We start from the raw sequence: 23895 nt of genomic DNA, 5'->3' as shown, positions 1-23895 counted from the left end.
GCGAAACTGCCACACGTTGCGACCTGCTCCGGGTCGCGCGGAACTAGCCTTTCAGCCAGCGTGCTGCTTGTGGCGCAAAGTAGGTCAGCACGCCGTCGGCACCGGCACGCTTCATGGCCAGCAGGGCTTCCAGCGCAACGGCTTTCTCTTCCAGCCAGCCATTCTGCGCCGCGGCCTTGATCATCGCGTATTCGCCGGACACCTGATAGACATAGGTCGGCACCAGGAATTCGTCCTTCACCCGCCGCACGATGTCGAGGTAGGGCAGGCCGGGCTTGACCATGACCATGTCGGCACCTTCCTGCAGGTCCAGTGCCACCTCGTGCAATGCCTCGTTCGAGTTCGCCGGGTCCATCTGATAGTTGTACTTGTTGCTCTTACCCAGGTTACCGGCCGAGCCCACCGCATCACGGAACGGACCGTAGTAGCTCGAGGCATACTTGGCCGAGTAGGCCATGATGCGGGTATGGATATGGCCTGCCGCATCCAGTGCCTGCCGGATGCCGCCGATACGACCATCCATCATGTCGCTCGGTGCAATCACGTCCACCCCGGCTTCGGCATGGCAAAGCGCCTGCTTGACGAGTACCTCGACGGTTTCGTCGTTCATCACATAGCCGCTGGCGTCGATCAGGCCATCCTGGCCATGGCTGGTATAGGGGTCGAGCGCGCCGTCGGTGATGATGCCCAGCTCCGGAAAACGTGCCTTCAGCGCCCGCACCACGGTCGGCACCAGGCCTTCCGGATCGTAGGCAGCTTCGCCGTTTTCAGTCTTGGGTCCCTGGATCACCGGAAACAGCGCCAGCGCTGGTATGCCCAGTTCGAGTGCCTCCTCGGCCCGCGGCAGCAGGCTTTCCAGGCTCATGCGCACCACGCCGGGCATGGATGCCACCGCCTGCTCCTGCTTGCCCTGCCCTTCGAGCACGAAAACCGGCCAGATCAGGTCATTGCTGGTCAGCTCGTTCTCGCGCATCAGGCGACGGGAAAACTCGTCGCGGCGCATACGACGGGGACGGAAGCTGGGGAATTGGCGATTGGCGTGCATGCGAGGTCCTTGTCTTGCCGATGTTGCAGGTCAGGTGGGCGGCGTCCAGACCATGTCGATATGCTCGATATCATCTTCGAGATAGATGTCGCTGATGGGCCGGAAACCCAGCGACTGGTAAAAGCCATTGAGATAGGCCTGGCCACCGATGGTGTTCGATTGACCCGGATAGCAGCGACTATGTTCCGCCAAGGCTTCCAGCATCAGCGCCTTCCCGGTGCCATTGCCGCGGGCGGACGCCGCGGTCACCACCCGGCCGATGGACGGCGTCGGGTACTTGTGGCCAGCCGGCACCAGGCGCAGATAGGCGACCAATTGGCCGCTGCCATCACGGCCCAACAGGTGGCGGCTCTCCGGATCGATATGATCGAGATCCGGAAACGGGCATTGCTGCTCGACGATAAACACCGACTGCCGCAGTACGCCGACCTCATGCCACTCGGCTGCGGTCAGCGTATCCAGCGTCGCCCAGCGCCAGTTCAGCATCAGGCATCACCCAGGCGGGCACGGGCGCGAATGATCGCGGCACGAACCTGCTTGGGGGCGGTCCCGCCAATATGGTCGCGGCTGGCGAGCGAGCCTTCTGGTGTCAGTACGTCGAACACATCCCCGCCGATCAACGGCGAAAAGGTTCCGAGCTCCACCAGGCTCAGTTCGGCCAGGTCCTTGCGCTGCTCGCCGGCATAGCGCACGGCCAGGGCCACGGCTTCGTGGGCATCACGGAACGGCAGGCCTTTCTTGACCAGATAGTCGGCCAGGTCGGTCGCGGTGGCGTAGCCCTGCTTCACCGCACGGCGCATGGCTTCCGGCTTGACCACGACACCACGCATCATGTCGGCGACGATACGCAAGGTGGCCGTCAGAGTGTCCACCGTATCGAACAGCGGTTCCTTGTCTTCCTGGTTGTCCTTGTTGTAGGCCAGCGGCTGTGCCTTCATCAGGGTCAGCAGGGCCATCAGGTGGCCGGTGACACGACCGGTCTTGCCGCGGACCAGCTCCGGCACGTCCGGGTTCTTCTTCTGCGGCATGATGGATGAACCGGTGCAGTAGCGGTCGGCCATGTCGATAAAGCCGAAGCGTGGGTTCATCCACAGCACCAGCTCTTCGGAGAGGCGCGATAGATGCGTCATCACCAGTGCCGCGGCCGCCGTGAACTCGATGGCGAAGTCGCGATCGCTGACGGCGTCGAGCGAGTTGTAGCAAACCTCGTCAAAGCCCAGCTGCCGCGCCACGTATTCGCGGTCTATCGGGTAGCTGGTGCCGGCCAGTGCAGCCGAGCCCAGTGGCAGGCGGTTGACCCGCTTGCGGGTATCCAGCAGTCGCTCCACGTCGCGGGCCAGCATTTCCACGTAGGCCATCAGGTGATGGCCAAAGGTGATGGGCTGGGCGACCTGCAGGTGGGTAAAGCCCGGCATCACCGTTTCGGCATGCTTCTCGGCCAGTTCCAGTAGCGCGCGTTGCAGGTCCTGGGCCAGCAGCACCAGTCCGTCGATCTCATGCCGCAGCCACAGGCGAATATCGGTTGCGACCTGGTCATTGCGACTGCGACCGGTGTGCAAGCGCTTGCCGGCGTCACCGATCAGGTCGGTCAACCGCTTCTCGATATTCATGTGCACATCTTCGAGATCCAGCGACCATTCGAAGCGGTCTTCGCGGATAGCGGTCAGTATCGTGCTCATGCCGTCGGTGATGGCCGCAAGGTCGGTGGCGCTGAGCACCCCGACCTTGTTGAGCATCTGGGCATGGGCGAGCGAGCCCTGAATGTCGAATTCAGCTAGGCGTTTGTCGAAAAACACCGACGCCGTATAGCGTTTGACCAGTTCGGCCACGGGTTCGGAGAAGCGGCCTGACCAGGCTTTAGGGGAAGCGTCTTGCATGAACGCAGGTTCCAAGTTTGGTGCGATGGCGCGATTATAGGGCAATAGGTACTTTTGCCGCAGTGCGACAAAGACTTGCAGAGAGTCAGCGTCTATTCAGAGTAGCTGGCTATAATGCGCCGATTCGCGTGGCGTAAGCCGCGCCGCACCAGAGTGGAACATGGGCAAGGACTACAAAAACTCCAGCAGGAAGCCCGCATCGAGCGGCAAACGTGGCGGTGGCAGTGGCGGCGGGTCGGTATTTGCCGGCCTGATCATCGGCCTTTGCCTTGGGGTGGCGATCGCCGTGGCGGCAGCCCTTTACCTCAACAAGACACCCAATCCCTTTGGCAACAAGGCGCCGAGCAGCTCATCCGCACAGCCGGCTGCGCCGAATGCCCCCAAGCAACCCGAAGTCCTCGCGCCCAGCGGCGGCAGCAAGTCTGCACCCGGCAAGGTCGAGGCACAGCCGCCGGCCGCGCAGGCCAAGGCGGGCAATAACCAGCAGGATGACCGGTTCAAGTTCTACGACATGCTGCCGGACCAAGGCAAGGAACCGAAACCGAATACCGTTGCCAAACCGGCCGATGTGACCCCACCGACCACGGTGCAGCCCGCCAAGGGCAGCTATCTGCAGGTCGGCGCCTTCCAGACCGAGAAGGACGCCGACAACCTCAAGGCCAAGCTGGCCCTGCTCGGCATGGAAGCCACCATCCAGACCAGTGAAGTGACCGGCAAGGGCCTGCTGCATCGTGTCCGCGTTGGCCCTCTGGCGGCTGCCGAGGATATTGACCGGGTCCGCGCCCAGCTCAAGATCAACGGCATTGAGTCTGCACTGGTCAAACAGTAACCCGCCATAAACAAACGGAATAAATCAGGAGTCTTGCATGCGGATCGCCAAGCTGTTCACCCGCCTACTTGCCACTGGCCTTGCCCTGGCAGCCTTTAGCGCCCACGCCGAAGTACGCGCCGGGGTGGATTTCGACTACCTGCCCAACGTGATGCCGACCGAGGCGCCCGGCAAGATCGAAGTGATCGAGTTCTTCTGGTATGGCTGTCCGCACTGCTACCACCTGGAACCCAAGGTCGCCGCCTGGGAAGCCACCCTGCCGAAGGACGTCGTGTTCCGTCGTGAGCATGTGATGTGGGATGGCCGCAGCGATATGGCAGGCCACGCCAAGGTTTTCGTCGCGCTGAAGGCGCTGGGCCAGGTCAACGCCCTGACGCCCAAAGTATTCAATGCCATCCAGAAGGACGGCATCGAACTGCGTGACGAGAAGACCCTGTTTGACTGGGTCGCCAAGCAAGGCGTCAACCGCGCCCAGTTCGAGTCGGCATACAAGTCCTTCGGCGCCCAGAGCACCTTCGCCCGTGCCGCTCAGCTGACGCGTGACTACCGTATCGATGGCGTGCCCAACTTCATCGTCAACGGCAAGTACAAGACCTCGCCCAGCAAGACCGGTGATGAGGACAAGCTGTTCGGCGTCATCAATGAGCTGATCGCCAAGGAGCGCGCAGCCAAGCCTGCTGCCGCTGCGGCGCCTGCCGCCAAGCCGGCCAAGAAGTAATCGCGGTCTTGGCCAAAAAAAAAGCGCCCCGTGCAGGGCGCTTTTTTTACGTCCATCGTCATCACTCAGCCGGATCGTCGCGCCAGCAGGAGATAGCCCTCGATGGCCGATACCATCGACCCCACCAGGATGCCCAGCCGGCTGGTGACCAGCAGATGCGGATCGGCGTGCTCGAACGCCAGCCCCGAGATGAACAGGCTCATGGTAAAGCCGATGCCGCACAGTACCGCCGCGCCATAGATCTGGCGCCAGCCGACCCGCTCCGGCAACTGCCCCACTCCGCTCTTCACCGCCAGCCAGGCAAAGGCCAGTACACCGATCTGCTTGCCCAGGAACAGCCCCAGCGCGATGCCCAGCGGCGCCGCCTCCAGCAGGTTGGCCGGTGTCAGGTCGGCCAGCGGCACACCCGCGTTGAAGAAGGCGAATACCGGCAGTACCAGGAAGGCCACCGAGCCATGCATGCCTTCTTCCAGCGCACGCAGCGGCGATTCGCCATGCCGGTTCTTCGCGCGCAAGGGCATGAAGAAAGCCGCTGCCACGCCGGCCAGCGTGGCATGCACGCCGGACTTCAGTACCGCCACCCACAGCACCAGGCCCACGACCAGGTAGACAATCCAGTTTGTCACCCCGCGCCGATTCAGCAGCCACAGCACCAGCAGGCAGGCCCCGGCGATGGATAGCGCACCGAGGTCGATCCCGTGCGAATAGAAGAACGCAATGATCAGTACCGCGCCCAGATCGTCGATGATGGCCAGTGAGACCAGAAACACCTTGAGCCCCATAGGCACGCGGCTGCCCAACAGGGTCAGCACCCCCAGCGCAAATGCAATATCGGTCGCGGCTGGTATCGCCCAGCCCCGCAGGGCCGTCGCATCCGGCCAGGCACAGGCCACATAGATCAAGGCCGGCAGCAGCATCCCACCCACCGCCGCGATGGCCGGCAGCATGGCCTTGCGGCGGTCGGCAAGCTCACCTTCCAGTATCTCGCGCTTGAGCTCCAGCCCCACCAGATAGAAGAACACCGCCATCAGGCCATCGTTCACCCACAGCAGCAGGGGCTTATCGATGGCAAAGCTGCCGAGGCGCACGCTGGTCGGCAGGTCCAGCAACTGGGCATATTGCACCGCCCAGGGGCTGTTGGCCGCAAACAGCGCCAGCACGGTGGCCAGCATCAGCACGATGCCGCCGGCTGATTCATGGTGGATGAACTTCTGGATGCTATTGAGCAAAGGCGCTCCTTTTCGATTATCGGGTGGACAGATCGGCCGGGTGGTCAATCCTTGGCAGAAGCCACCGGCTTCTTCTGGATGAATTCGATCTTGTAGCCATCCGGGTCTTCAACAAAGGCAATCACGGTCGTGCCATGCTTCATCGGCCCGGCTTCGCGGGTCACCTTGCCGCCGCGGCTGCGTACCGCATCGCAAGTGGCATAGGCGTCATCCACCTCGAGGGCGATATGGCCATAGCCGTTACCCAGTTCATAGGCCTCGGTATCCCAGTTGTGGGTCAGCTCGATCACCGCGCCGTCGGCCTCGTCCTGAAAGCCGACAAACGCCAGCGTGAAGCGGCCTTCCGGGTAGTCGTGGCGACGCAAAAGACGCATGCCCAGCACCTCGGTATAAAAAGAAATTGCGCGATCAAGGTTGCCTACACGCAACATGGTGTGCAAAATACGCATCTAGTGGACTCCAAGTCGGGGAACAAGAGGTGCTTAGTTTAACCGCACCGGTGGTCGTTCCCCAGAATTTGCAGCAAAGCTCTTGACGCCGGGAAACATGTCGCTATAATGCGCGGCTCCCTAGGGGTCGTTAGCTCAGTTGGTAGAGCAGCGGACTTTTAATCCGTTGGTCGCAGGTTCGAGTCCCGCACGACCCACCACAGGGAAAACCGAGTAGTACATCGGGGCGTTAGCTCAGTTGGTAGAGCAGCGGACTCTTAATCCGTAGGTCCACAGTTCGAATCTGTGACGCCCCACCAGAACATCAAAAAGCCGTAGCGTAAGCCGCTACGGCTTTTTGTTTTTTCGTTCACGTACCAGCCTATCTACTTAGCCGCGCACCATGCTGCTATGCCAGTGCGGGCCGGACCAACCATCCTGCAACGGACGACGTAAATCGGCCCGCCCTTGGTGCCTAGATCGGTAACGTCACCAGCAGCAGGCCGCCACGCTGGGCAACCACAAAACGGCGATTCCCCTGGTAGCGTATTGCAACTGGGTAATCTAACCCACCCGGCAGCGCGCCAAGCCGGGTACCAATGCGATGACCCGTCTCGTCGCCAGCAACCGTGCTGACGGCGCCATTGCTGACCTTCTGGATCAGGCTTCGTAAATAGTTGGCCAGATAGACGCTGCCGTGCTCATCAACCGCAATCCCCTTGTATTCCCGGTCCAGCATTGGCCCCCGATACAGGGTACTGACTACACCTGCGGGGCTAATTTTCCTTACAGCTGCGGCGGCGAACTGCTCGGAACTGTTGATCGGAAGGCCAGTGTCAAAGACATAGAGATTGCCGTCGGCATCAATGGCCACGGCAGTCATGACGCCAAACTGTGCGTTTTGGCCCGTTCCGTCTGCGGTACCCGGCGTCAGCTGGCCAGCCAGCGTGCTTAAGGTACCATCCGGCGTCAGTTTCTGGACCTTGTAGCCACCGCCAACCACATAAGCATTGCCCGCGGCATCGGTAATGGTTGCCAAGGCCTGTTGCTGGCCGCTGACTGCGGTGCCCGCTCCTGACGGGGAGTACTTGCTGATCAAGTTGGTGCTCGGATTTGCGCCAAACAGGTTTCCGCTCCGATCAACCGAGATGCCGTACAGATTCCACTTGTAGGCATCGTCAGTAAGCGGGGGAGGAAAGGCATAACCTGTCGATACCGCCCCTTCCAGGCTGACTTTGCGCAAATAGCTGCTACCTTTGCTCAGCGGTGTGTCCACAAGGTAGATCAAGCCATTCGCATCCGTGGTCATCGCGATAATGCCGCTAAAGATCGCCTGGCTGCCTACGCCGTCCCTCATCTGGTCGCCCTGGGGGGGCGCTGTGCCGGCCAGGGTACTGACGGTGCCGTCTGGCGCGACCTTGCGTACCGTGCCATTGCCCCGGTCAACCACCAGCAGATTGCCCAGCGCATCCAGGCTCAGACTGTCTGGGTTATTGAAACGGGCGGCCACGCCACGGCCATCTTCACTGCCATGCTGGAACGGCATACCGGCAAACACGGCGGCGGTGCCGTCTGGCGCTATCCGCAGCAGATAGCTTTCGATCACGACAGGGTAGTACCACTGGCCGTTGGTGTAATCACCAACCGCGAAGTAGAGACTGCCCTGGCTATCGAGGCGCATGTCGGAGAACTGGGTACGTAGCAACGGGCCGGTCTGTGAGGGGGGCTCGACATAACCGCCGGGTGGCGGGAAGAGTGTCGGTATCGCAAATTGTCGGTTGATCGTACCGTCTGGCCGGATTACATAGATCGTTCCCGGGCTCGATGTCGCGGCATAGATCATTCCGGCATCATCAACGGCGATCTGTTCGATACGGTCGTTGACGCCGGGAAGGGCCAGCGTGCTGACCTGGCCTGCCGCTGTAATGTGGCGGATCACCTTGGATGGTGCACTGGCCACATTCGGGGTATCAAGCAGATAGAAACCACCACTGCCATCGGCACACAATTCGGATGGCGAGTTGAAGCGTGCGCTGGCCAACGGGCCATCCAGCAGCGTTGCTGGTTCGACTGCGGCGCTTACACCACCCAGGGTAACGACGGTACCGTCGGGGTTGACCCGGCGGATCGTGTTCTCGTCAATCAGGGTGAGATTGCCAGCCTTGTCCGATACCAGGCCAGTGACACGGCTGAAGCGGGCTTCGCTACCCTTGCCATCTTTCAGTTCCCTGCTCATGTCGGCACCGGCCAGTGTGCTGACCACGCCATCCGCGGCGATCTTTCTTACCGTAAAGCGGTAGGCCTCAAAAAGATAGACATTGCCGGCACCGTCACTGGTGATATGGGATGGCGAATGGAATCGCGCATCCCGTGCCTGGGGCGCATCCAGCGTGCCGAGGCCGCCTGTGGTGCCGGCCAGCAGACTGATGGAGCCGACCACGGGAGGCGTCGGGGGCGAGGGTGGCGGGCTGCTATCGCCACCGCCGCCACACGCAGCCAGAGATAGTAGCAATCCGGCACTGGTCACCCCCAGCAGGGCGTGATCGAATCTCCTCGTACTGAATACCATCGAATTCCACCTCAGCTATGTTGTTATTCAATGGTCACCACAGATAGCCTGCAAAAAGGGGGCCGGTTTGTACTCAGCTATCTTGTGAGTGACGCCACGCTACGCATCTTTGCGAAGCAGGGGAATCCTCTACCTGGGGGATGGGCGGTGAGGATTGTGATGCTGCTGAAGCCGGTATGGCTGATTCGATGGACTCGGAATTGACTGTTAACGTCTTTGCCAGACGGTTTGCCGAGAGGGTGCCAAGGCTGTGCTCGGGCTTTTGCCTTGCATGGGCCCGCGCCATGCGAGCCCACGCATCCGACTACTGCAACGCTTCGATCGGCTGCAGCGCGATCGCTAGGCGGACATGCCGCAAGGCGGCCAGACCCGTAATCAGCAAGATAGCGACGCAGCCCAGTCCCAGGGCTAGGACCGGGCCGGCAGTGATGCTTACCCAGTACTCACGCACGAGATCATGAATTCGCTGACGTCCATCCTCAGCCTGAGCCAGATCGCGTTGAGACAACTTGATGAACCTGCTGCGGAACCCGAGTTGCGCGGTGCGCTGGATGCGATCACTCCTCGGGCCAGAAGCCTGTCGAGCTTTGCTGGGACCTATCGCAAAGTCATTCAATGGCCAGTACCCAGCATGGCTTTCATGAGTCTGCAGGACCTGTTTCGGCGTTTGCAACAAGCGATCGAGTCTGACTGGTGTGAGCGTGGCGGGCGGCCGGCTTTGAATTGGCTGCCTCGAGCCTGCTTGCAGATGAATAACAACGGGAACAGGCCATGCTGGCACTTCATTCGCAATGTTGAACAGGTCACGGTGGAGCAAGCCACGCCGCGGCTGTGGGTGCAAGCCCGGCAGGGCCGCGGTGGCCGCCAGCAGATCAGACTGAGCGACAATGGTCCCTGTTTGCACGCGGGTCTGGAGCGGCAGACATTCCTGCCTTTCCTCTGCGCGCGGGAGGGCGGTCAGGGCGTCGGCCTGACCGTGCAAAGACAGCTGATGTACGGCGTGGGCGGGCGGGTCCGCCTTGTTCGTCCGATCGAAGACGACGCCGCCATGGTGCTGAGTGCCTGATCGTTAACGGTTGGCGACGTACATGGCCTTGTATCTCGGTCGCTTCTTGTGCCTAAATGGGCCACCTCAATCCGGTACATGCTCATGTCGTCCTGCCGTCCACTGTGCCTGGTGCTTTTGCTGGCCGCTGGCAGTGCCTCCGCGGAATGGCAGGGCCTGCTCGACCTGCGTGCCGTCCATGCGCAGGGCGCGCCTGGCTGGTTGGAGGCTGGTATGGGCAAGCAGCGTATCGACAGCCGCCATGACGGCTTGCGTCTGGGCCAGGCCATGCTGGTCGGACGTGGTGAACTGATCGATGAGTTGACCGGTACCGTGGTGCTGAATGCGGCTGACGATCGCAGGCACCTAGTTGACATCACCGAAGCCTACCTCAACTGGAAACCCATCCCGCAGGGACCGTGGCGTAGCCGTGTCAGGTTAGGCGCCTTTTTTCCGGCCATGAGTCTGGAGAACGATGGCCTGGCCTGGACCACAACCCGTACCCTGTCGGCTTCGGCGGTCAATAGCTGGATCGGCGAGGAATTCCGGACGCTGGGCCTCGAGTACACCCTGTCACGGCCCGGTGTATTCGTCGGTACACCACACGATCTGTCGCTTACCGCCGCCCTTTTCCAGGGCAATGATCCATCAGGCACCCTGCTTGCTTGGCGAGGCTGGGCCATCGGTGACCGTATTACAGGGCTGACCGAAACGCTCGTTCTGCCCAATCTGCCTGTCTATCGCCCCGATGGGCAAATTTCACGTCAGGACGCCGAGGTCGATAACTTTCGCGAACTGGATCATCGTCCCGGTTATTACCTGTTGGCGAGATACGGCTACGCCGGTCGCTGGGCCGTGGGGGTCATGCATTACGACAACCGCGGTGACCCGCTGGTGGTCAAGCGTGGTCAATACGCCTGGGACACGCATTTCAGCCATATTGACCTGCGGTACCTGCCGGGTGCTGATTGGGAAGTACTCGCGCAGGCGCTGGGTGGCAAGACCAGTATGGGCCCGCGCGCGGTCTATCTGACTTACCGGGCCTGGTATGTATTGCTGGCAAAGCACTTTGGCGAGAACACCCTGGCGATCCGCTACGACCATTTCCTGACTCACCAGAACGACAGGTTGCCGGCCGACAACAATGATGAAAACGGTCACGGCCTTACCCTGTCCTACACCCATGCCATCGACCGGCAATGGCGTCTGACGGGCGAGTGGCTGCATATCAGCAGCACGCGCCCAGCCCGCAGCCTGATCGGCCAGGCACCCTACGCCCGCGACGACAGCCTGACGCTGGCGCTACGCTGGCAGTTCTGAGCGACGACTGGGTAGGCACGATAAGCTGCAACAAAACCGGTGTTAGATGTCGTGGCCGCGGCCGGGGTCTGCTGCTCGAATCGCAACAGTGACGGGGCCGACGGGGGTATCTGCTTGAGTGTGTCGGCCAGCTGGGCGACACTCACTTTCGGCCGTGCAGGTGATCGCTGCCGGTGCAGGTATCGAACTCACCTACCCAGGAGTCATCCACGAATGCAGAAACACATCCGCACCATGGAACCCTCATCCGATGCGACCATGTCCGCATTGATGAAGACACCGGCCACCACTGAACAGCAGCACCTCAAGCAACGACAGCACAAGCGCGAAGTCCGTCGCAAACTCGAGGACTTGCTGGAAATGGCATCCGAGACCAAGGAATTGTGGTGAGCATCGCCTGACCGATATCCCGATACAAGGCCCGTTTACTTCAAGGTAAGCGGGCCTTGTTCTTTCCAGGACCGCCCGTCGCGGTAGTGCCGGTACCAATCCACGAAGTAGCCAAGGCCAAGCGCCAGTGATGTCTGCGGCCGGAATCCCGTCAGCGCTTCCAGTGCATCGGTATTCGCGCAGGTGGCCAGCACGTCACCGGCCTGCATCTCCACCAGCTCCCTGACCGCCGGCCGGCCGATCACCTCTTCCAGTGTCGAGATCATTCGCAGCAGCGGCACGCTCTCGCGGTTGCCCACGTTCAGTATCCGCCACGGTGGCTGGTCGCCCTCGCCAACCGGCGCAAGCGGCAGCAGGCGGATCAGGCTGTCGACGATATCGTCGATATAGGTAAAGTCGCGCCTGAGCTGGCCGTGGTTATGTACCCGTATCGGCCGGCCTTCCAGGATGGCCTCGGTAAACAACCAGGGCGCCATGTCCGGCCGGCCCCAGGGGCCATAGACGGTAAAGAAGCGCAAACCGGTACAAGGCAGGCCGTGCAAGTGCGCATAGGCGTGCGCCATGGCTTCATTGGCCTTCTTGCTGGCTGCGTAGAGGCTCAGCGGGTGGTCGCTGTCATCGCTTTCCTGGTAGGGCAGGCGGGTATTGCCGCCGTAGACACTGGAGCTGCTGGCATACAGCAAATGCCCGATCGCATGTTGCCGGCAGGCTTCCAGCAGATGGCCAAAGCCGACCAGGTTGGACTGTATATAAGTGGCAGGGTGGTTTGCCGCATGGCGCACGCCGGCCTGGGCCGCCAGATGGATGACGGCGTCGAAACGGTCACGGGCAAAACAGGCCTCCAGTGCGGCGGCATCTGCCACATCCACCTGGGTGAAACGAAACCCGTCCAGCGGTTCAAGCTGCGTCAGCCGCGCCCGCTTGAGGCTGACGGCGTAGTAGTCGTTCAGATTATCGATGCCGACCACGGTGTGGCCTGCCCGCAGCAAGGCGCGGGCGGTATGCAGGCCGATAAAGCCGGCCACCCCGGTCAGCAGGATGTTCACGAGCCAGGGTGCTCGTGCCGGTGCCAGCGTTCGATCAGCTTGGCGTATTTGACGAAGGCAAAGAAGCTGCCGATGGCGATGTGGGCGAAGCCGGCGGCACCGTCCAGAAAGCCGAGACGGAATACGTAGTAACGGAAAAAACGCACCAAGGGCGAGGCGATCAGCTTGACTGCCCCTGCCCGCTTGCCTGCTGCGAACAGCTTGTCGGCCTGGATATCGGTATAGCGGTTCTGCTTGTTCAGATAGTGACCGATATGCTCGGCCGAGTCGTGCAGCAGGTCACCCGCCAGCGTACCGGCCTGGCCGCTGGCGAGCCTGACGGTTTCATGCACCATGTCCTCGCTCCAGTTGGCCTGGCGGCGGTCGAACAGCCGCAGGCACCAGTCCGGGTAGGCTTCGCCATGCCGCAGGTAGCGGCCGAAGAAACGGTTGCGGCGCGCAAAGCGATAGGCAATCCGGTCCGGTGCGGCCAGGGCCGCTGCGATGCTGTCGCGCAGCTCGGGTGTCAGGCGCTCGTCGGCATCCAGGCACAGTACCCAGTCATGTTGCGCCAGGCTGACCGCCAGGCGCTTTTGCGGACCAAATCCGAGAAAGGCCTGATGCACGACCCGCGCACCATAGCGTTGGGCAATTGCAACGGTCTCATCCTCGCTGCCCGAGTCGAGCACCAGGATGTCGGCGGCCAGCGAACGGGCCGATTCCAGCGTTTGCGCCAGTTGGCTGGCGGCATTGTGGGTAATCAGTACCAGGGAGAGGGCAGGCGTAGTCATGGGCCGGATTGTAGCGGCGAATCCGCTACGCCGCGCGAGCCCACTGGACAGTGCTGCTAGAATTATCGGATGCCGAAAATCCTGCTGATCCGCCTGTCGTCGATGGGCGATATTATTCATAACTTTCCCGCCCTGACCGAACTGCGCCAGCATTTCCCTGAAGCCGAAGTGCACTGGGTGGTGGAAGAAGCCTATGTGGGCCTTGCCGGCCTGCACAAGGGCATCGACAAGATCATTCCCTTTGCCTTGCGCCGCTGGCGCAAGAAGCTCTGGTCCGCCAGCAACCGGGCGGAGATACGCGATTTCCGCAACACTATCCAGGGCGCCCGTTACGACCTGGCGCTGGATTCGCAAGGCCTGATCAAGAGCGCCTTGGTCGGCAAGCTCAGCGGCGCACCACTAGCCGGCTACAGCCGCAAGACCGCGCGTGACCCGCTCTCCAGTTTCTTCTACGACCGCCCGATCGATATTCCGCGCCTGCATGTGATCGAGCGCGCCCGTCAGCTGACCGGCCGGGCGCTGGGTTATGAACCGCAAGGCCTGCTCGACTATGGCGTCACTCCGCCGGCCGAAAAGCTGTCCTGGCAGCCGGCCGACCCCTACGTGGTCTGCCTGACCGCCACGGCGCGCGATGCCAAGCTGTGGGAGGAGTCCCGCTGGATAGCCCTTGGTCGCTGGCTGAACCAGCAAGGCCTGCGGCCGGTCTTCCCCTGGGGCAACGAACAGGAGAAGCAGCGTTCCGAACGTCTCGCCGCCGCGCTGGACTTCGCCCTGGTCCCGCCGCGCTTCAGCCTGGTGGACGCGGCCCGCCTGCTGGCGGATGCACGGCTGGCCATCGGTGTGGATACCGGCCTGATGCACATGGCCGCCGCGGTCGACATTCCCACGGTCGGCATCTTCTGCGACTCCACCTTCGAGCATGCCGGTGCCACTGCCCGTACCTTCTCGCGCAATATCGGCGGGCTGAGCCAGCAACCACCGCTCGAAGCGGTCCAGTCGTTGGTGGCCGAGGCTCTGCAGCAACCGCCTCGCTCGCAATGATCTGGCGCGCCTTCTACACGCTGGCCTGGTTATTGGCGCTACCCCTGGCCTTTCTCTACCTGTGGCGACGTGGCAGCAAGCAACCGGACTATCGCCTGAACTGGGGTGAACGACTGGGCCGCTATCCCTCGGCACCCGACAAGCCGCTGATCTGGCTGCATGCCGTCTCGGTGGGCGAGACTCGCGCTGCCGTACCGCTGGTGCGGTCACTACTGGCACGCCACCCCGACCACGCCATCCTGCTGACGCAGATGACACCGACTGGTCGCGACACGGCGCGTGAACTGTTCGGTGACAGCGTGATCGTCGCCTACCTGCCCTACGACCTGCCCTTTGCGGTCCGGCGTTTCCTGCGCCATTTCCGGCCACGCTACGGCGTACTGATGGAAATGGAGATCTGGCCCAACCTCTTGCACGGCGCGGCGGCGAGCCAGATACCGCTCTATCTGGTCAATGCACGCCTGTCCGAGAAGTCGCTACGGGGCTATCGCAAGGTGGCAGGCCTGGTGCGCCCGGCACTCGCCTGCCTCACCCGGGTACTGGCACAGAGCGAGGCCGATGCAGACCGGCTGCGCGAAATCGGTGCGCCGTCGCCGCAGGTCCTGGGCAATATCAAGTTCGACATGTCCCTCGAGGAGAGCGTGCTGGCGCGCGGCCGCCACTGGCGGACGCTGTTCGGCGACCGGCCGGTCTGGGCGGCCGCCTGTACGCGAGAGGGAGAGGAAGCCTTGCTGCTGGCCGCGCTGGCCAAGGCCGACCTGCCGGCAAATACCCTGCTGGTGCTGGTGCCGCGCCATCCGCAGCGGTTCGATGAAGTTGCTGCACTGCTGGCGGTACAGGGTCTACGCACCGTGCGTCGCAGCGCCTGGTCGATGGACGCACCGCTGCCGGCGGATACCCGGGTCCTGCTGGGGGACAGCCTCGGTGAACTGGCTGCCTACTACGCGGCGGTGGATCTGGCCTTTGTCGGTGGCAGCCTGCTGCCCTTCGGCAGTCATAGCGTGATCGAACCCTGTGCCCAGGGGGTGCCGGTATTGCTCGGGCCGTCGAGCTACAACTTTGCCGATGCCGTGCGCGACACGGTCGCGCAGGGTGCCGCGCGGCAACTGAACGACGCGGACGAAGTATTACGACAGGTTGGCGAGCTGTTGCGACAGCCGGAACAGCGGCAGCGCATGGGTGAGGCCGGGCTGCGGTTTGTGAGCGGTCATCGCGGTGCCCTGCAACGCATACTGGCGGTCCTGCCCTGAGCCGACAGGTCGGGTGAAGTCAGCGTTTCTGGCGCTTGGCGACCAGTTCCGCGAAGGCGTCGCGCAGCGGAGACGGCGGCAGGGTATCGGCGGCTTCCTGCAGGATGGCAAGGGCCGGCGCGCTGATGGTCAGGTTCTTTGGTGGCTTCTTTTGCTCGTGCGACCGTCTTTCGACTTGTATTCGGCAGCGTATTGCGTTAATTTTCAAGCCCTTATCATTCAGTTGCAGCACGAGCCGTGCTTCCATCTGCCTGAGCTTGCTCGCCACCGCCGCACTGCGGGTCGATACCTCCAGGCAATCTCCCTCTATCCCTACCGCCTCACTCAAGCCGGCAAAGCCGGCAGGTAGCGTCGAGCGCCACAGCTTTTCAAGCTGGCGCTGACCCGCTGCCAGCTTTGCAAGGCGGGCCAGCTCGGGGGATTGCAGGAAGTTCTGGAAGGCGCGGGTGCTCATGGCTTGGCGCCTGGCTGCAACGAGGCTATATCAGTAAGCATGAATATCATTTTAGTCTCCAACCGCCTGTCGAGGGCGGTCACGCTGGGTCCGCGCCACCTGTGGCTGGTCGGCCTCTTCTGTGGATTCGCCCTTCTGGGCCTGCTCACCGTCGCCAGCTGGGCCACCTACAACCTGACCCGGCCCTTTGGCATCTCCCTGCCGACGCTGCCGGGCACACCGGTATCGCAACAGCGGCAGATCGACCTGCTGGCGGTGCGCCTGGGCCAGATGCAGGCGCAGCTGGTCCGGCTCGACGGTCTGACCAAGCGCGTGGCGGATCGTACCGGTATCGACGCCAAGCCCTTCCAGAGCAATGTCGCGGCCCCGCAGGGTGGCGCGGTATCGTCGCTGCCTCAGCATACCCTGGCGCTGAACGATTTGCAGGCCCTGGTGAATGGTGCCAACAGCAAGATCGAGGACGCCATCGACCAGTATGACCTGTTCGACACCATCCTGACCCAACGCAAGCTCAATGCCTTCCAGGCCCCGGCCAATCTACCGACCTCGGCCGGCGTGCGCTCCTCCCCCTACGGTTGGCGTATCGATCCGTTCACCGGCCATCAGACCTTCCATGAAGGTATCGACTTCATCGGCGATGTCGGCACCCCGATCTACGCCGCTGCCGGGGGCAAGGTGCTCAAGTCGGAGTGGCATAACGAGTATGGTAATATGCTCGAGATTGACCATGGCAATGGCATCATCAGTCGCTATGCGCATACGTCGCAGCTGCTGGTGAAGGAAGGCATGCAGGTGAACGTGGGTCAGAAAGTGGCCTTGCTGGGCAGTACCGGGCGCTCCACCGGCCCCCATCTGCACTTCGAGATACGCTACAAGGGCGTGCCACAGAACCCGCTGTATTTCCTGCAGCTTGCCGCCAAGCCGACCACGGTCAATGTGGCTGCAGATTGAAGGTTGTTGCAATCGGTCGGCGTCGCCCCCACATGGCTGAGGCGATCCAGAATTGATTGCAGGGAATTGAGACTGCACGGCGGATCGGTTACCCCCGGTCCGCCGTGTTTTTGCGCACCTAAATAGTTTGGCCGACAGGGCCCATCTGGAAACACCATGATCTCTTCTCTCCTGAAGAAAGTATTCGGTAGCCGCAACGACCGGCTGCTCAAGCAGTACGCCGTCAAAGTCCGGCAGATCAATGCGCTGGAAAGCCAGATGCAAGCCTTGTCGGATGCCGACCTGCAGGCCAAGACACCCGCCTTCAAGGAGCGGGTCGCCAATGGCGAGTCGCTGGAATCCATCCTGCCGGAAGCCTTCGCGGTTTGCCGCGAAGCCTCGCGCCGGGTCATGAACATGCGCCACTTCGACGTGCAGCTGATTGGCGGCATGGCGCTGAACGATGGCAAGATCGCCGAAATGCGTACCGGCGAAGGCAAGACCCTGGTCGGCACCCTGCCCACCTACCTCAATGCCCTGAGCGGCAAGGGGGTGCACGTGGTCACGGTCAACGATTACCTGGCCCAGCGCGATGCCAACACCATGGCCAAGCTCTACAACTTCCTGGGCCTGTCGGTCGGCATCAACCTCAGCCAGTTGCCACACGCCCAGAAGCAGGCCGCCTACGCGTCCGACATCACCTACGGCACCAATAACGAATACGGCTTCGACTACCTGCGCGACAACATGGTCTACACCGTGGCCGAGCGGGTACAGCGTGGCCTCAACTTCGCGGTGGTCGACGAAGTCGACTCCATCCTGATCGACGAAGCCCGTACCCCGCTGATCATCTCCGGCCAGGCCGACGACAATGTCGAGACCTACGCCCGCATGAACCTGATCGTCCCGCACCTGACCCGCCAGGAAAAGGAAGACAGTGCCGAGGGCGATTTCTGGGTCGATGAAAAAGCCCACCAGGTCATCCTCTCCGAGCAAGGCCACGAGCACGCCGAGCAACTGCTGGCCTCCGCCGGCATCCTCGCGCCGGGCGACAGCCTGTATGCCGCCAGCAACATCGCGCTGATGCATCACCTGTACGCTGCCCTGCGTGCCCATGCGCTGTACCACAAGGACCAGCACTACGTGGTGCAGGACGGCGAGATCGTGATCGTCGACGAATTCACCGGCCGCCTGATGGCTGGCCGCCGCTGGTCCGAAGGCCTGCATCAGGCCGTCGAAGCCAAGGAAGGCGTGACGATCAACAAGGAAAACCAGACCCTTGCCTCGATCACCTTCCAGAACTACTTCCGCATGTACGGCAAGCTGTCGGGCATGACCGGCACCGCCGATACCGAAGCCTACGAATTCCAGCAGATCTACGGTCTGGAGACCGTGATCATCCCGACCAACCGACCCATGGTCCGCAAGGACATGAACGACCAGGTGTTCCGGACCTCGCAAGAGAAGTTCAACGCCATCCTGGTCGATATCAAGGGCTGCCAGGAACGTGGCCAGCCGGTGCTGGTCGGTACCACCTCGATCGAGAACTCCGAGCTGCTGTCGAGCCAGTTGACCGAGGCCGGCTACCCGCACAATGTGCTGAACGCCAAGCAGCACGCCCGCGAAGCCGAGATCATCGTGCAAGCCGGTCGTCCTGCGATGATCACCATCGCCACCAACATGGCCGGTCGGGGTACCGACATCGTGCTGGGTGGCAATGTCGAGCCGCAGATCAAGCAGATCGAAGCCGACGAGAACCTGTCGGAAACCGAGAAGCGCCTCGCCATCGACAAGCTGCGGGCCGAGTGGCAGCAGCTGCACGATCAGGTCGTGGCTGCTGGCGGCCTGCATATCATCGGTACCGAGCGTCACGAAAGCCGTCGTATCGACAACCAGCTGCGTGGCCGTTCCGGCCGCCAGGGTGACCCGGGCTCCAGCCGTTTCTACCTCGGCATGGAAGACCAGCTACTGCGTATCTTTGCCGCCGAGCGTATCGGCGCGCTGATGCAGCGCCTCAACCTGCCGGAAGGCGAAGCGATCGAATCGGGCCTCCTGAGCCGTGCCATCGAAAACGCCCAGCGCAAGGTCGAAGGCCGCAACTTCGATATCCGCAAGCAACTGCTGGAATACGACGACGTTTCCAACGAACAGCGCAAGGCCATCTACGCCCAGCGCAACGAGCTGCTGGAATCGAGCGACATCTCCGAAACCATCGCCAACCTGCGCGATGGCGTGGTGGCCGAGCTGGTCGACCAGTTCCTGCCACCGGGCAGCATGGAAGAGCAATGGGATGCCGCAGGCCTCGAAAAGGCCCTGACCGAATTCCAGCTGGACATCCCGGTTGCACAATGGCTCAAGGACGAGACCACGCTCGAGATCGAACAGCTCAAGGAACGCGTGATCGTTGCAACGCGCGAGACCTACGCCAACAAGACCGAAGCGGTCGGCGTCGATGTCATGCGTCACTTCGAGCGTGCGCTGATGCTGCAGATCCTCGACCAGCACTGGCGCGAGCATCTGTCGTCGCTCGACCACCTGCGCCAGGGTATCCACCTGCGTAGCTATGGTCAGAAGAACCCGAAGCAGGAATACAAGCGCGAAGCCTTCGAGCTGTTCGAACACCTGCTGATGAGCATCCGCCGCGAAGTGGTGCAACTGGTGATGACCGTGCAGATCCGTTCGGAAGAAGACGTCGCCGCGCTCGAGCAGCACGACGAGCCGGCCGAACTGCAGTTCCATCACGCCGACTACGAAGAAGCCCTGGCTACGGCCAATGCCCAGACCGCCGAGCAGGCCGTCCAGGAGCCGCAAGTGCGTGCCTTCGAGAAGATCGGCCGCAATGACCTCTGCCCCTGCGGTTCCGGCCAGAAGTACAAGCACTGCCACGGCAAGCTCGCCTGATCGCCTGTTTGAAGTAGTAGGCGGCGAGTAGAGCTGCAGTACAAGCGCCCGGGGGAACCCGGGCGTTTGCATTGGTGGGTGCGGATATAGCTGCGCTCCCTTTAGTGACCCTACTCTTACCGTCCCCACTCGCCCTAAGTCCCCGTTTCGCATGTTCACCAGAAACCCTGGCAGCCCCGCGAGGGAGCCTCGGTCGGCTGAGCGGACATCACTTCATCGCCATGAAAAAAGCCGCCTCAAGGCGGCTTTTTCGTGTGTGGCGCCGGTGCATCACGGCTGCCAGCGGGCGATGATCTGCGCCAGCTCGCCGCTCGCCTGCAACTGCAGCAGGCCGGCCCGCAGCCGGTTTGCCGCGGACGGTGGCTGCTGACGCGACAGCATCAGGTGGAATCGGTACTGGTCCACCACATAGGGCAATACCTCGAGCTGTTCACCCAGTTGGGCGAGTTCGATCTCGCGCTTGAGCCCCTGCAGGCGGTAGTAGAACAGGCGGCCGCGACGATTGACCAGCTTGGCCAGGTTCTGCTGCGGTGCCATGGCCGTGGTATCAAGACGGATATCGCTGCGGCGTTTCAGATTCTCGATCACGCCACTGCCGGCGACCAGGAGCACGGTGTTGTCGCCGGTGAGCTGCGCAACCTCATCCCAGTTGGCGGGTTTTGCCGTGTCACCGCGGCGTACGGCAAAACCGTAGCTGGCTTCGTAGGCGGGGGGCTGGACGACCTGGAATTTATTGGCGCGACTAGGGTTGAGGGCCAGGCCGCAGGCCATGTCCAGGTCACCGGTTTCCAGCATGCGTTCGATACGCGGCAAGGGGTAGAGCTGCTGCTCCCCACTGAAGCGCAGGCCGGCGTCGACCTTGCTCAGGGCCTGTAGCAGTTCTATGCAGATGCCGCCGATCTGCTTGTCCGCCAAGACCACGAACTTGGGGCTGGACCCCTCTTGGGCGGCAGTGCGCAGGGTCAGCGTATCGGCTGCGGCACTCAAGCTCAGCAGCGCCAGCAGCATTGCCCCTCCGAGCCAGCTCATGGATGGCAGCCCATTTTTTATTCCTCCTGAACCTTGTTATAGCAAAGGCTCAGGCGGCTGGCTGGCGAAGGCTAGGTCAGGTTCAGCAGGTTGGCCAATTCCACGGCCGACTTCACGCCCATCTTCTCCAGCACGCGGGCACGGTGTACTTCCACCGTCTTCATGCTGATATCGAGCTCGTCGGCAATCTGCTTGTTGAGCTTGCCTTCCAGGAACAGGGCCATGACCTCCTGCTCGCGCGGGGTCAGTTCACCCAGGCGGCGCTCTACCTGGCGCCGGTTTTCCCAGGCGGTCCGTCGCTCCTGATCCAGGTTGAGGCAACGCTCCACCAGGCTGACCAAGGCATTGTCATCAAACGGCTTCTCGATGAAGTCCACCGCCCCCAGCTTCAGGGCCGCCACGGCCTGCGGCACGTCGCCATGCCCGGTCAGGAATACGGTGGGTGGGGTATAGCCCCTGCCCTGCAGGGTCTGGAACAGCTCCATGCCGCCCATGCCTGGCATGCGCAGGTCCAGTACCAGGCAGGCAAAGCGGCTGGCATCCCGGTCTGCCAGCAACGCGGCGGCGGATTCGAACGGCGCAACCTGATGCCCGCGCGAGGCAAACAGCCATTTCAGCGCGTCGCGTACCGCGGCATCATCGTCAACCAGGGCAATTCGGGGGTCAGACAACATGATCTTCAGCTTCCTTCAAGGGCATCGGCGTGTTCAGGGGGAGGCTGACGACAAAGCGGCTGCCGCCACCATCGCGTGCCTCGACGGACAGGCGGCCCTGATGATTTTCCACAATGGTACGACAGATATTGAGGCCCATGCCCATCCCTTCCGCCTTGGTGGTATAGAACGGCAGGAACAGCTTCTCCACATCGTCCGGCGCAATACCGGGTCCGCGGTCCGCCACGATCATGTCGAGCCACTCACCGCGCACATGGGTCTCCACCGTCAATATCCGGCTCGACTGCACGCCTTCGGCCATGGCCTCGATCGCGTTCTTGCCGAGGTTGAACAACACCTGCTCCAGCATCACGCGGTCGGCGTACAGCACCGTATCGTCCGCCAGGCGTCGCTCCTTCAGTCGGACATGGTGGCGGTTCAGCGGGGCGGCCAGCAAGGACAGCACGGTATCGACCAGGTCACCGACCTCGCAACGCGAGCGCTGCGGCTCCCGCTTTTGCACAAACTCGCGTATGCCCCGCACGATGGAACCGGCCCGGCGCGACTGCTCGGCGATCTTCTGCAAGGCGCCATCGAGCTCCTGCTGGCTCAGTTGGCCGCTGGCGACCAGGTTGCGGCAGGCCGTGCTGTAGCTTGAGATGGCGGCCAATGGCTGGTTGAGCTCGTGCGCCAGGCTGGACGCAATCTCCCCCATCGCAATCAGCCGGGCGGTCTGTTGCAGTTTCTCGGTCTGCTGCCGCTCGCGATCCGCCGCCAGCTTGCGCTCGGTCACGTCGCTGGCGATATCGAGCCAGACATTGGAATGATCCACCCACTGGGTCTCGCGCCGATGATGCTGGTACCAGCGGCCGAGAATGGGATCGAACCATTCGCCGTCCGGGTCGTGGTGACGCAAGGGTAGCGCGCACAAGGGACCGTCGGGTGCCGGCAACTGGAAGGCTTCATGGAAGGCGCGATTGGACAGCAGCAGTTCGCCGTTGCGCCGGTCGGTCACCGCCACCGCCGCATCCAGGCCATTGAGCACCGCCACGAAACGCTCATGCGAAGCCTTGAGCGCTACCCGCTCGCGCTTCAGCTCGGTTACGTCGGTGATCGACGCGACCCAGCCGGTATGCTGCCCGTCGGCGTCGATCAGTGCACTGGAGTACAGCCGCACGTCAAAACGCTCGCCGCCCTTGCGCATATAGCGCAGCGAGAAACCATTGACCGGGCATTCGCCGCGCTGGATGGCGGCATAGACCTGCTCGCACTGCTGCAGGGTCTCCGGGGGCCAGTAGGGGAAAGGCGGTAGGCCGCCCAGCAGCTCGGCCGCCTCGAAGCCTGACATGCGGCAGAAGGCGCGGTTGACGTGCAGCATGCGGCCGGACTGGTCGATGGCGAACACGCCCGATACCAGCGAATCCTCCAGTGCCTGTCGCAGGTTCATTTCCCGCACCAGCGCGCGCTCGGTACTCAATCGCTCGCGCATATGGCGCTTGAGTACCCATAGCGACCACAACATCAAGCCGGACAAGCCCGCCAGCACCCAGTACAGCACGTGCTGCCACAGCGGCCAGCCAGTCTGGAACAGCACGGCACGCAGCTTCAGGCCATAGCCGGGCGGGTCGACCGAAATATCGTAGACCAGCGGGCCGGGGTCGGGCAGCGGCTGCTCGGGCCGGGCCGCCAGGGTCTCGCCTTCGATGTCCACAAAGCCCAGGTGGTAACGCTTGGCGATCCACCAGGGCACATAGACCCGCAACAAGCCCTTGAGCGATACCACCGCCACAAAAGTACCCAGCGTACGGTTGCCCTGTACGGCCGGGAAAGCCATCGCCACCGCCTGCCCGGCGCCAGGGAAGTCGAACGGCGGCGTGCTGGCCGGTAGTCCGATGCGGGCCGAGCGTTGCAGGGGTTCGATCACCGCCGGATGCAGCTTGAGCGGCGCCATGGCCTGGGCCGGATAGCTCCAGACCGCGTCGCCATATTCGTTGGTGTAGGCCAGCGCCAGTACCTCGGGGCTGCCGGCCATGATATTGGCGGCACGTTCGTAGAACGCACCCTCGCTGAGATTGCCGCGCACGAAGTCATGCGCCAGCCCGTCCAGTTGCCCCTGGCGCGTGGCAAGTTCGCTGCGCAGGGTCTGCACCTGCCACAGCGTGTCCTCGACCAGCTTGTCATGCTGCCGCTGCCGCTCGTTGTGGCGTATGAACAGCAGCAAGGCCACGCCGACCGCCAGGAAGCAGATCAGCGCGAGATTGGGCATCGCCCACAACCAGCGGTCCGGTCGGGGCAGGAGAAAAGCACGTCGCATCCAGCTAACGATAAGACGTGGCTGGCCCGATGCCGCTTGGGGCTTTCCCTCATGAGG

The 23895-nt window shown here is 62.5% G+C and carries 21 protein-coding genes and 2 tRNA genes; 11 read left to right on the top strand and 12 right to left on the bottom strand.

Annotated elements, in window-relative coordinates:
- Positions 1-43: 43 nt before the first annotated feature.
- The 3 genes from hemB to argH are packed head-to-tail and all read right to left on the bottom strand — an operon-like array spanning position 44 to position 2922.
- Entirely contained in the window at positions 44-1045 is a 1002-nt protein-coding gene (gene hemB / locus ACYVHK_RS17505; protein WP_460534714.1) for a porphobilinogen synthase, read from the bottom strand.
- Positions 1046-1075: 30 nt separating this feature from the next.
- Complete coding sequence (locus tag ACYVHK_RS17500) at positions 1076-1531, bottom strand: GNAT family N-acetyltransferase (RefSeq protein WP_460534712.1); 456 nt, start codon at positions 1529-1531, stop codon at positions 1076-1078.
- Positions 1531-2922, bottom strand: coding sequence for an argininosuccinate lyase (gene argH / locus ACYVHK_RS17495; RefSeq protein WP_460534710.1), 1392 nt, complete (start codon positions 2920-2922; stop codon positions 1531-1533). Before argH ends, ACYVHK_RS17500 begins: the two co-directional genes overlap by 1 nt.
- Before the next feature lie 160 nt (positions 2923-3082).
- On the opposite strand from argH, the gene ACYVHK_RS17490 reads away from it, so the two are divergent.
- Complete coding sequence (locus ACYVHK_RS17490) at positions 3083-3751, top strand: SPOR domain-containing protein (RefSeq protein ID WP_460534708.1); 669 nt, start codon at positions 3083-3085, stop codon at positions 3749-3751.
- A 37-nt stretch (positions 3752-3788) separates the two neighbouring features.
- Positions 3789-4469 carry a thiol:disulfide interchange protein DsbA/DsbL gene (locus tag ACYVHK_RS17485; protein ID WP_460534706.1) on the top strand — a complete coding sequence of 227 codons (681 nt, stop codon included), beginning with the start codon at positions 3789-3791 and terminating at the stop codon, positions 4467-4469.
- Positions 4470-4534: 65 nt separating this feature from the next.
- Here the strand turns inward: ACYVHK_RS17485 and nhaA are convergent, their stop codons facing one another.
- Both nhaA and gloA read right to left on the bottom strand, forming a co-directional pair.
- The gene (nhaA, locus tag ACYVHK_RS17480; RefSeq protein WP_460534704.1) at positions 4535-5698 is read right to left on the bottom strand and encodes a Na+/H+ antiporter NhaA; all 1164 of its coding nucleotides are present in this window, start codon (positions 5696-5698) and stop codon (positions 4535-4537) included.
- A 44-nt stretch (positions 5699-5742) separates the two neighbouring features.
- Positions 5743-6147, bottom strand: coding sequence for a lactoylglutathione lyase (gene gloA / locus ACYVHK_RS17475; RefSeq protein ID WP_460534702.1), 405 nt, complete (start codon positions 6145-6147; stop codon positions 5743-5745).
- A 124-nt stretch (positions 6148-6271) separates the two neighbouring features.
- On the opposite strand from gloA, the gene ACYVHK_RS17470 reads away from it, so the two are divergent.
- Together ACYVHK_RS17470 and ACYVHK_RS17465 are read left to right on the top strand one after the other, a co-directional pair.
- Positions 6272-6347, top strand: a tRNA-Lys gene (locus ACYVHK_RS17470).
- Between the two features lie 23 nt (positions 6348-6370).
- A tRNA-Lys gene (locus ACYVHK_RS17465) sits at positions 6371-6446 on the top strand.
- A gap of 155 nt (positions 6447-6601) precedes the next feature.
- Here ACYVHK_RS17465 and ACYVHK_RS17460 read toward each other — a convergent pair.
- Positions 6602-8695 (bottom strand): NHL repeat-containing protein, encoded by a 2094-nt coding sequence (locus ACYVHK_RS17460; protein ID WP_460534700.1) that lies wholly within the window; start codon positions 8693-8695, stop codon positions 6602-6604.
- Positions 8696-9152: 457 nt separating this feature from the next.
- Between ACYVHK_RS17460 and ACYVHK_RS17455 the strand changes: the two genes are divergently transcribed.
- The 3 genes from ACYVHK_RS17455 (at position 9153) to ACYVHK_RS17445 (ending at position 11450) form a co-directional block, all read left to right on the top strand.
- Entirely contained in the window at positions 9153-9761 is a 609-nt protein-coding gene (locus tag ACYVHK_RS17455) for a hypothetical protein (RefSeq protein ID WP_460534698.1), read from the top strand.
- A gap of 84 nt (positions 9762-9845) precedes the next feature.
- Positions 9846-11060 (top strand): hypothetical protein, encoded by a 1215-nt coding sequence (locus tag ACYVHK_RS17450; RefSeq protein WP_460534696.1) that lies wholly within the window; start codon positions 9846-9848, stop codon positions 11058-11060.
- A 213-nt stretch (positions 11061-11273) separates the two neighbouring features.
- Positions 11274-11450: a hypothetical protein gene (locus tag ACYVHK_RS17445; protein WP_460534694.1), complete on the top strand. Its 177-nt coding sequence runs from the start codon at positions 11274-11276 to the stop codon at positions 11448-11450.
- A gap of 35 nt (positions 11451-11485) precedes the next feature.
- On the opposite strand, the gene ACYVHK_RS17440 is transcribed toward ACYVHK_RS17445, so the two are convergent.
- Positions 11486-12496 (bottom strand): Rossmann-fold NAD(P)-binding domain-containing protein, encoded by a 1011-nt coding sequence (locus ACYVHK_RS17440; RefSeq protein WP_460534692.1) that lies wholly within the window; start codon positions 12494-12496, stop codon positions 11486-11488.
- Complete coding sequence (locus ACYVHK_RS17435) at positions 12493-13266, bottom strand: glycosyltransferase family 2 protein (RefSeq protein WP_460534690.1); 774 nt, start codon at positions 13264-13266, stop codon at positions 12493-12495. The genes ACYVHK_RS17440 and ACYVHK_RS17435 overlap by 4 nt, the downstream gene beginning before the upstream one ends.
- 69 nt (positions 13267-13335) lie before the next feature.
- Here ACYVHK_RS17435 and waaC point away from each other — a divergent pair, with 69 nt between their 5' ends.
- Positions 13336-14307 (top strand): glycosyltransferase family protein, encoded by a 972-nt coding sequence (gene waaC / locus ACYVHK_RS17430; RefSeq protein WP_460534688.1) that lies wholly within the window; start codon positions 13336-13338, stop codon positions 14305-14307.
- Positions 14304-15557 carry a 3-deoxy-D-manno-octulosonic acid transferase gene (waaA, locus tag ACYVHK_RS17425; protein ID WP_460534686.1) on the top strand — a complete coding sequence of 418 codons (1254 nt, stop codon included), beginning with the start codon at positions 14304-14306 and terminating at the stop codon, positions 15555-15557. The genes waaC and waaA overlap by 4 nt, the downstream gene beginning before the upstream one ends.
- Before the next feature lie 19 nt (positions 15558-15576).
- Here waaA and ACYVHK_RS17420 read toward each other — a convergent pair whose 3' ends face one another.
- Positions 15577-16011, bottom strand: coding sequence for a DciA family protein (locus tag ACYVHK_RS17420; protein WP_460534684.1), 435 nt, complete (start codon positions 16009-16011; stop codon positions 15577-15579).
- A gap of 39 nt (positions 16012-16050) precedes the next feature.
- Between ACYVHK_RS17420 and ACYVHK_RS17415 the strand changes: the two genes are divergently transcribed.
- Positions 16051-16962 (top strand): M23 family metallopeptidase, encoded by a 912-nt coding sequence (locus ACYVHK_RS17415; protein ID WP_460534682.1) that lies wholly within the window; start codon positions 16051-16053, stop codon positions 16960-16962.
- Between the two features lie 156 nt (positions 16963-17118).
- Positions 17119-19842, top strand: a complete 2724-nt coding sequence (gene secA, locus ACYVHK_RS17410) for a preprotein translocase subunit SecA (protein ID WP_460534680.1) — start codon at positions 17119-17121, stop codon at positions 19840-19842.
- A 270-nt stretch (positions 19843-20112) separates the two neighbouring features.
- Here secA and ACYVHK_RS17405 read toward each other — a convergent pair whose 3' ends face one another.
- The 3 genes from ACYVHK_RS17405 to ACYVHK_RS17395 all read right to left on the bottom strand — a co-directional run bounded on the left by ACYVHK_RS17405 (position 20113) and on the right by ACYVHK_RS17395 (position 23790).
- Positions 20113-20850 (bottom strand): substrate-binding periplasmic protein, encoded by a 738-nt coding sequence (locus ACYVHK_RS17405; RefSeq protein WP_460534677.1) that lies wholly within the window; start codon positions 20848-20850, stop codon positions 20113-20115.
- Positions 20851-20942: 92 nt separating this feature from the next.
- A complete protein-coding gene (locus ACYVHK_RS17400; RefSeq protein ID WP_460534675.1) occupies positions 20943-21545 on the bottom strand; it encodes a response regulator transcription factor in 603 nt (200 codons plus the stop codon).
- Complete coding sequence (locus ACYVHK_RS17395; protein WP_460534673.1) at positions 21535-23790, bottom strand: PAS domain-containing sensor histidine kinase; 2256 nt, start codon at positions 23788-23790, stop codon at positions 21535-21537. The genes ACYVHK_RS17400 and ACYVHK_RS17395 overlap by 11 nt, the downstream gene beginning before the upstream one ends.
- Between the last annotated feature and the right edge of the window lie 105 nt (positions 23791-23895).

The organism is Chitinimonas naiadis (assembly GCF_054780835.1).
The sequence above is the reverse complement of the archived record's forward strand: the minus strand, read 5'-3'. Positions and strand labels throughout refer to the sequence as shown.

Coding starts and splice junctions, on each gene's coding strand:
- hemB (WP_460534714.1), bottom strand. CDS start 1,045: ATGCACGCCAATCGCCAATTCCCCAGCTTCCGTCCCCGTCGTATGCGC.
- ACYVHK_RS17500 (WP_460534712.1), bottom strand. CDS start 1,531: ATGCTGAACTGGCGCTGGGCGACGCTGGATACGCTGACCGCAGCCGAG.
- argH (WP_460534710.1), bottom strand. CDS start 2,922: ATGCAAGACGCTTCCCCTAAAGCCTGGTCAGGCCGCTTCTCCGAACCC.
- ACYVHK_RS17490 (WP_460534708.1), top strand. CDS start 3,083: ATGGGCAAGGACTACAAAAACTCCAGCAGGAAGCCCGCATCGAGCGGC.
- ACYVHK_RS17485 (WP_460534706.1), top strand. CDS start 3,789: ATGCGGATCGCCAAGCTGTTCACCCGCCTACTTGCCACTGGCCTTGCC.
- gloA (WP_460534702.1), bottom strand. CDS start 6,147: ATGCGTATTTTGCACACCATGTTGCGTGTAGGCAACCTTGATCGCGCA.
- ACYVHK_RS17460 (WP_460534700.1), bottom strand. CDS start 8,695: ATGGTATTCAGTACGAGGAGATTCGATCACGCCCTGCTGGGGGTGACC.
- ACYVHK_RS17455 (WP_460534698.1), top strand. CDS start 9,153: ATGAATTCGCTGACGTCCATCCTCAGCCTGAGCCAGATCGCGTTGAGA.
- ACYVHK_RS17450 (WP_460534696.1), top strand. CDS start 9,846: ATGTCGTCCTGCCGTCCACTGTGCCTGGTGCTTTTGCTGGCCGCTGGC.
- ACYVHK_RS17445 (WP_460534694.1), top strand. CDS start 11,274: ATGCAGAAACACATCCGCACCATGGAACCCTCATCCGATGCGACCATG.
- ACYVHK_RS17435 (WP_460534690.1), bottom strand. CDS start 13,266: ATGACTACGCCTGCCCTCTCCCTGGTACTGATTACCCACAATGCCGCC.
- waaC (WP_460534688.1), top strand. CDS start 13,336: ATGCCGAAAATCCTGCTGATCCGCCTGTCGTCGATGGGCGATATTATT.
- waaA (WP_460534686.1), top strand. CDS start 14,304: ATGATCTGGCGCGCCTTCTACACGCTGGCCTGGTTATTGGCGCTACCC.
- ACYVHK_RS17420 (WP_460534684.1), bottom strand. CDS start 16,011: ATGAGCACCCGCGCCTTCCAGAACTTCCTGCAATCCCCCGAGCTGGCC.
- ACYVHK_RS17415 (WP_460534682.1), top strand. CDS start 16,051: ATGAATATCATTTTAGTCTCCAACCGCCTGTCGAGGGCGGTCACGCTG.
- secA (WP_460534680.1), top strand. CDS start 17,119: ATGATCTCTTCTCTCCTGAAGAAAGTATTCGGTAGCCGCAACGACCGG.
- ACYVHK_RS17405 (WP_460534677.1), bottom strand. CDS start 20,850: ATGCTGCTGGCGCTGCTGAGCTTGAGTGCCGCAGCCGATACGCTGACC.
- ACYVHK_RS17400 (WP_460534675.1), bottom strand. CDS start 21,545: ATGTTGTCTGACCCCCGAATTGCCCTGGTTGACGATGATGCCGCGGTA.
- ACYVHK_RS17395 (WP_460534673.1), bottom strand. CDS start 23,790: ATGCCCAATCTCGCGCTGATCTGCTTCCTGGCGGTCGGCGTGGCCTTG.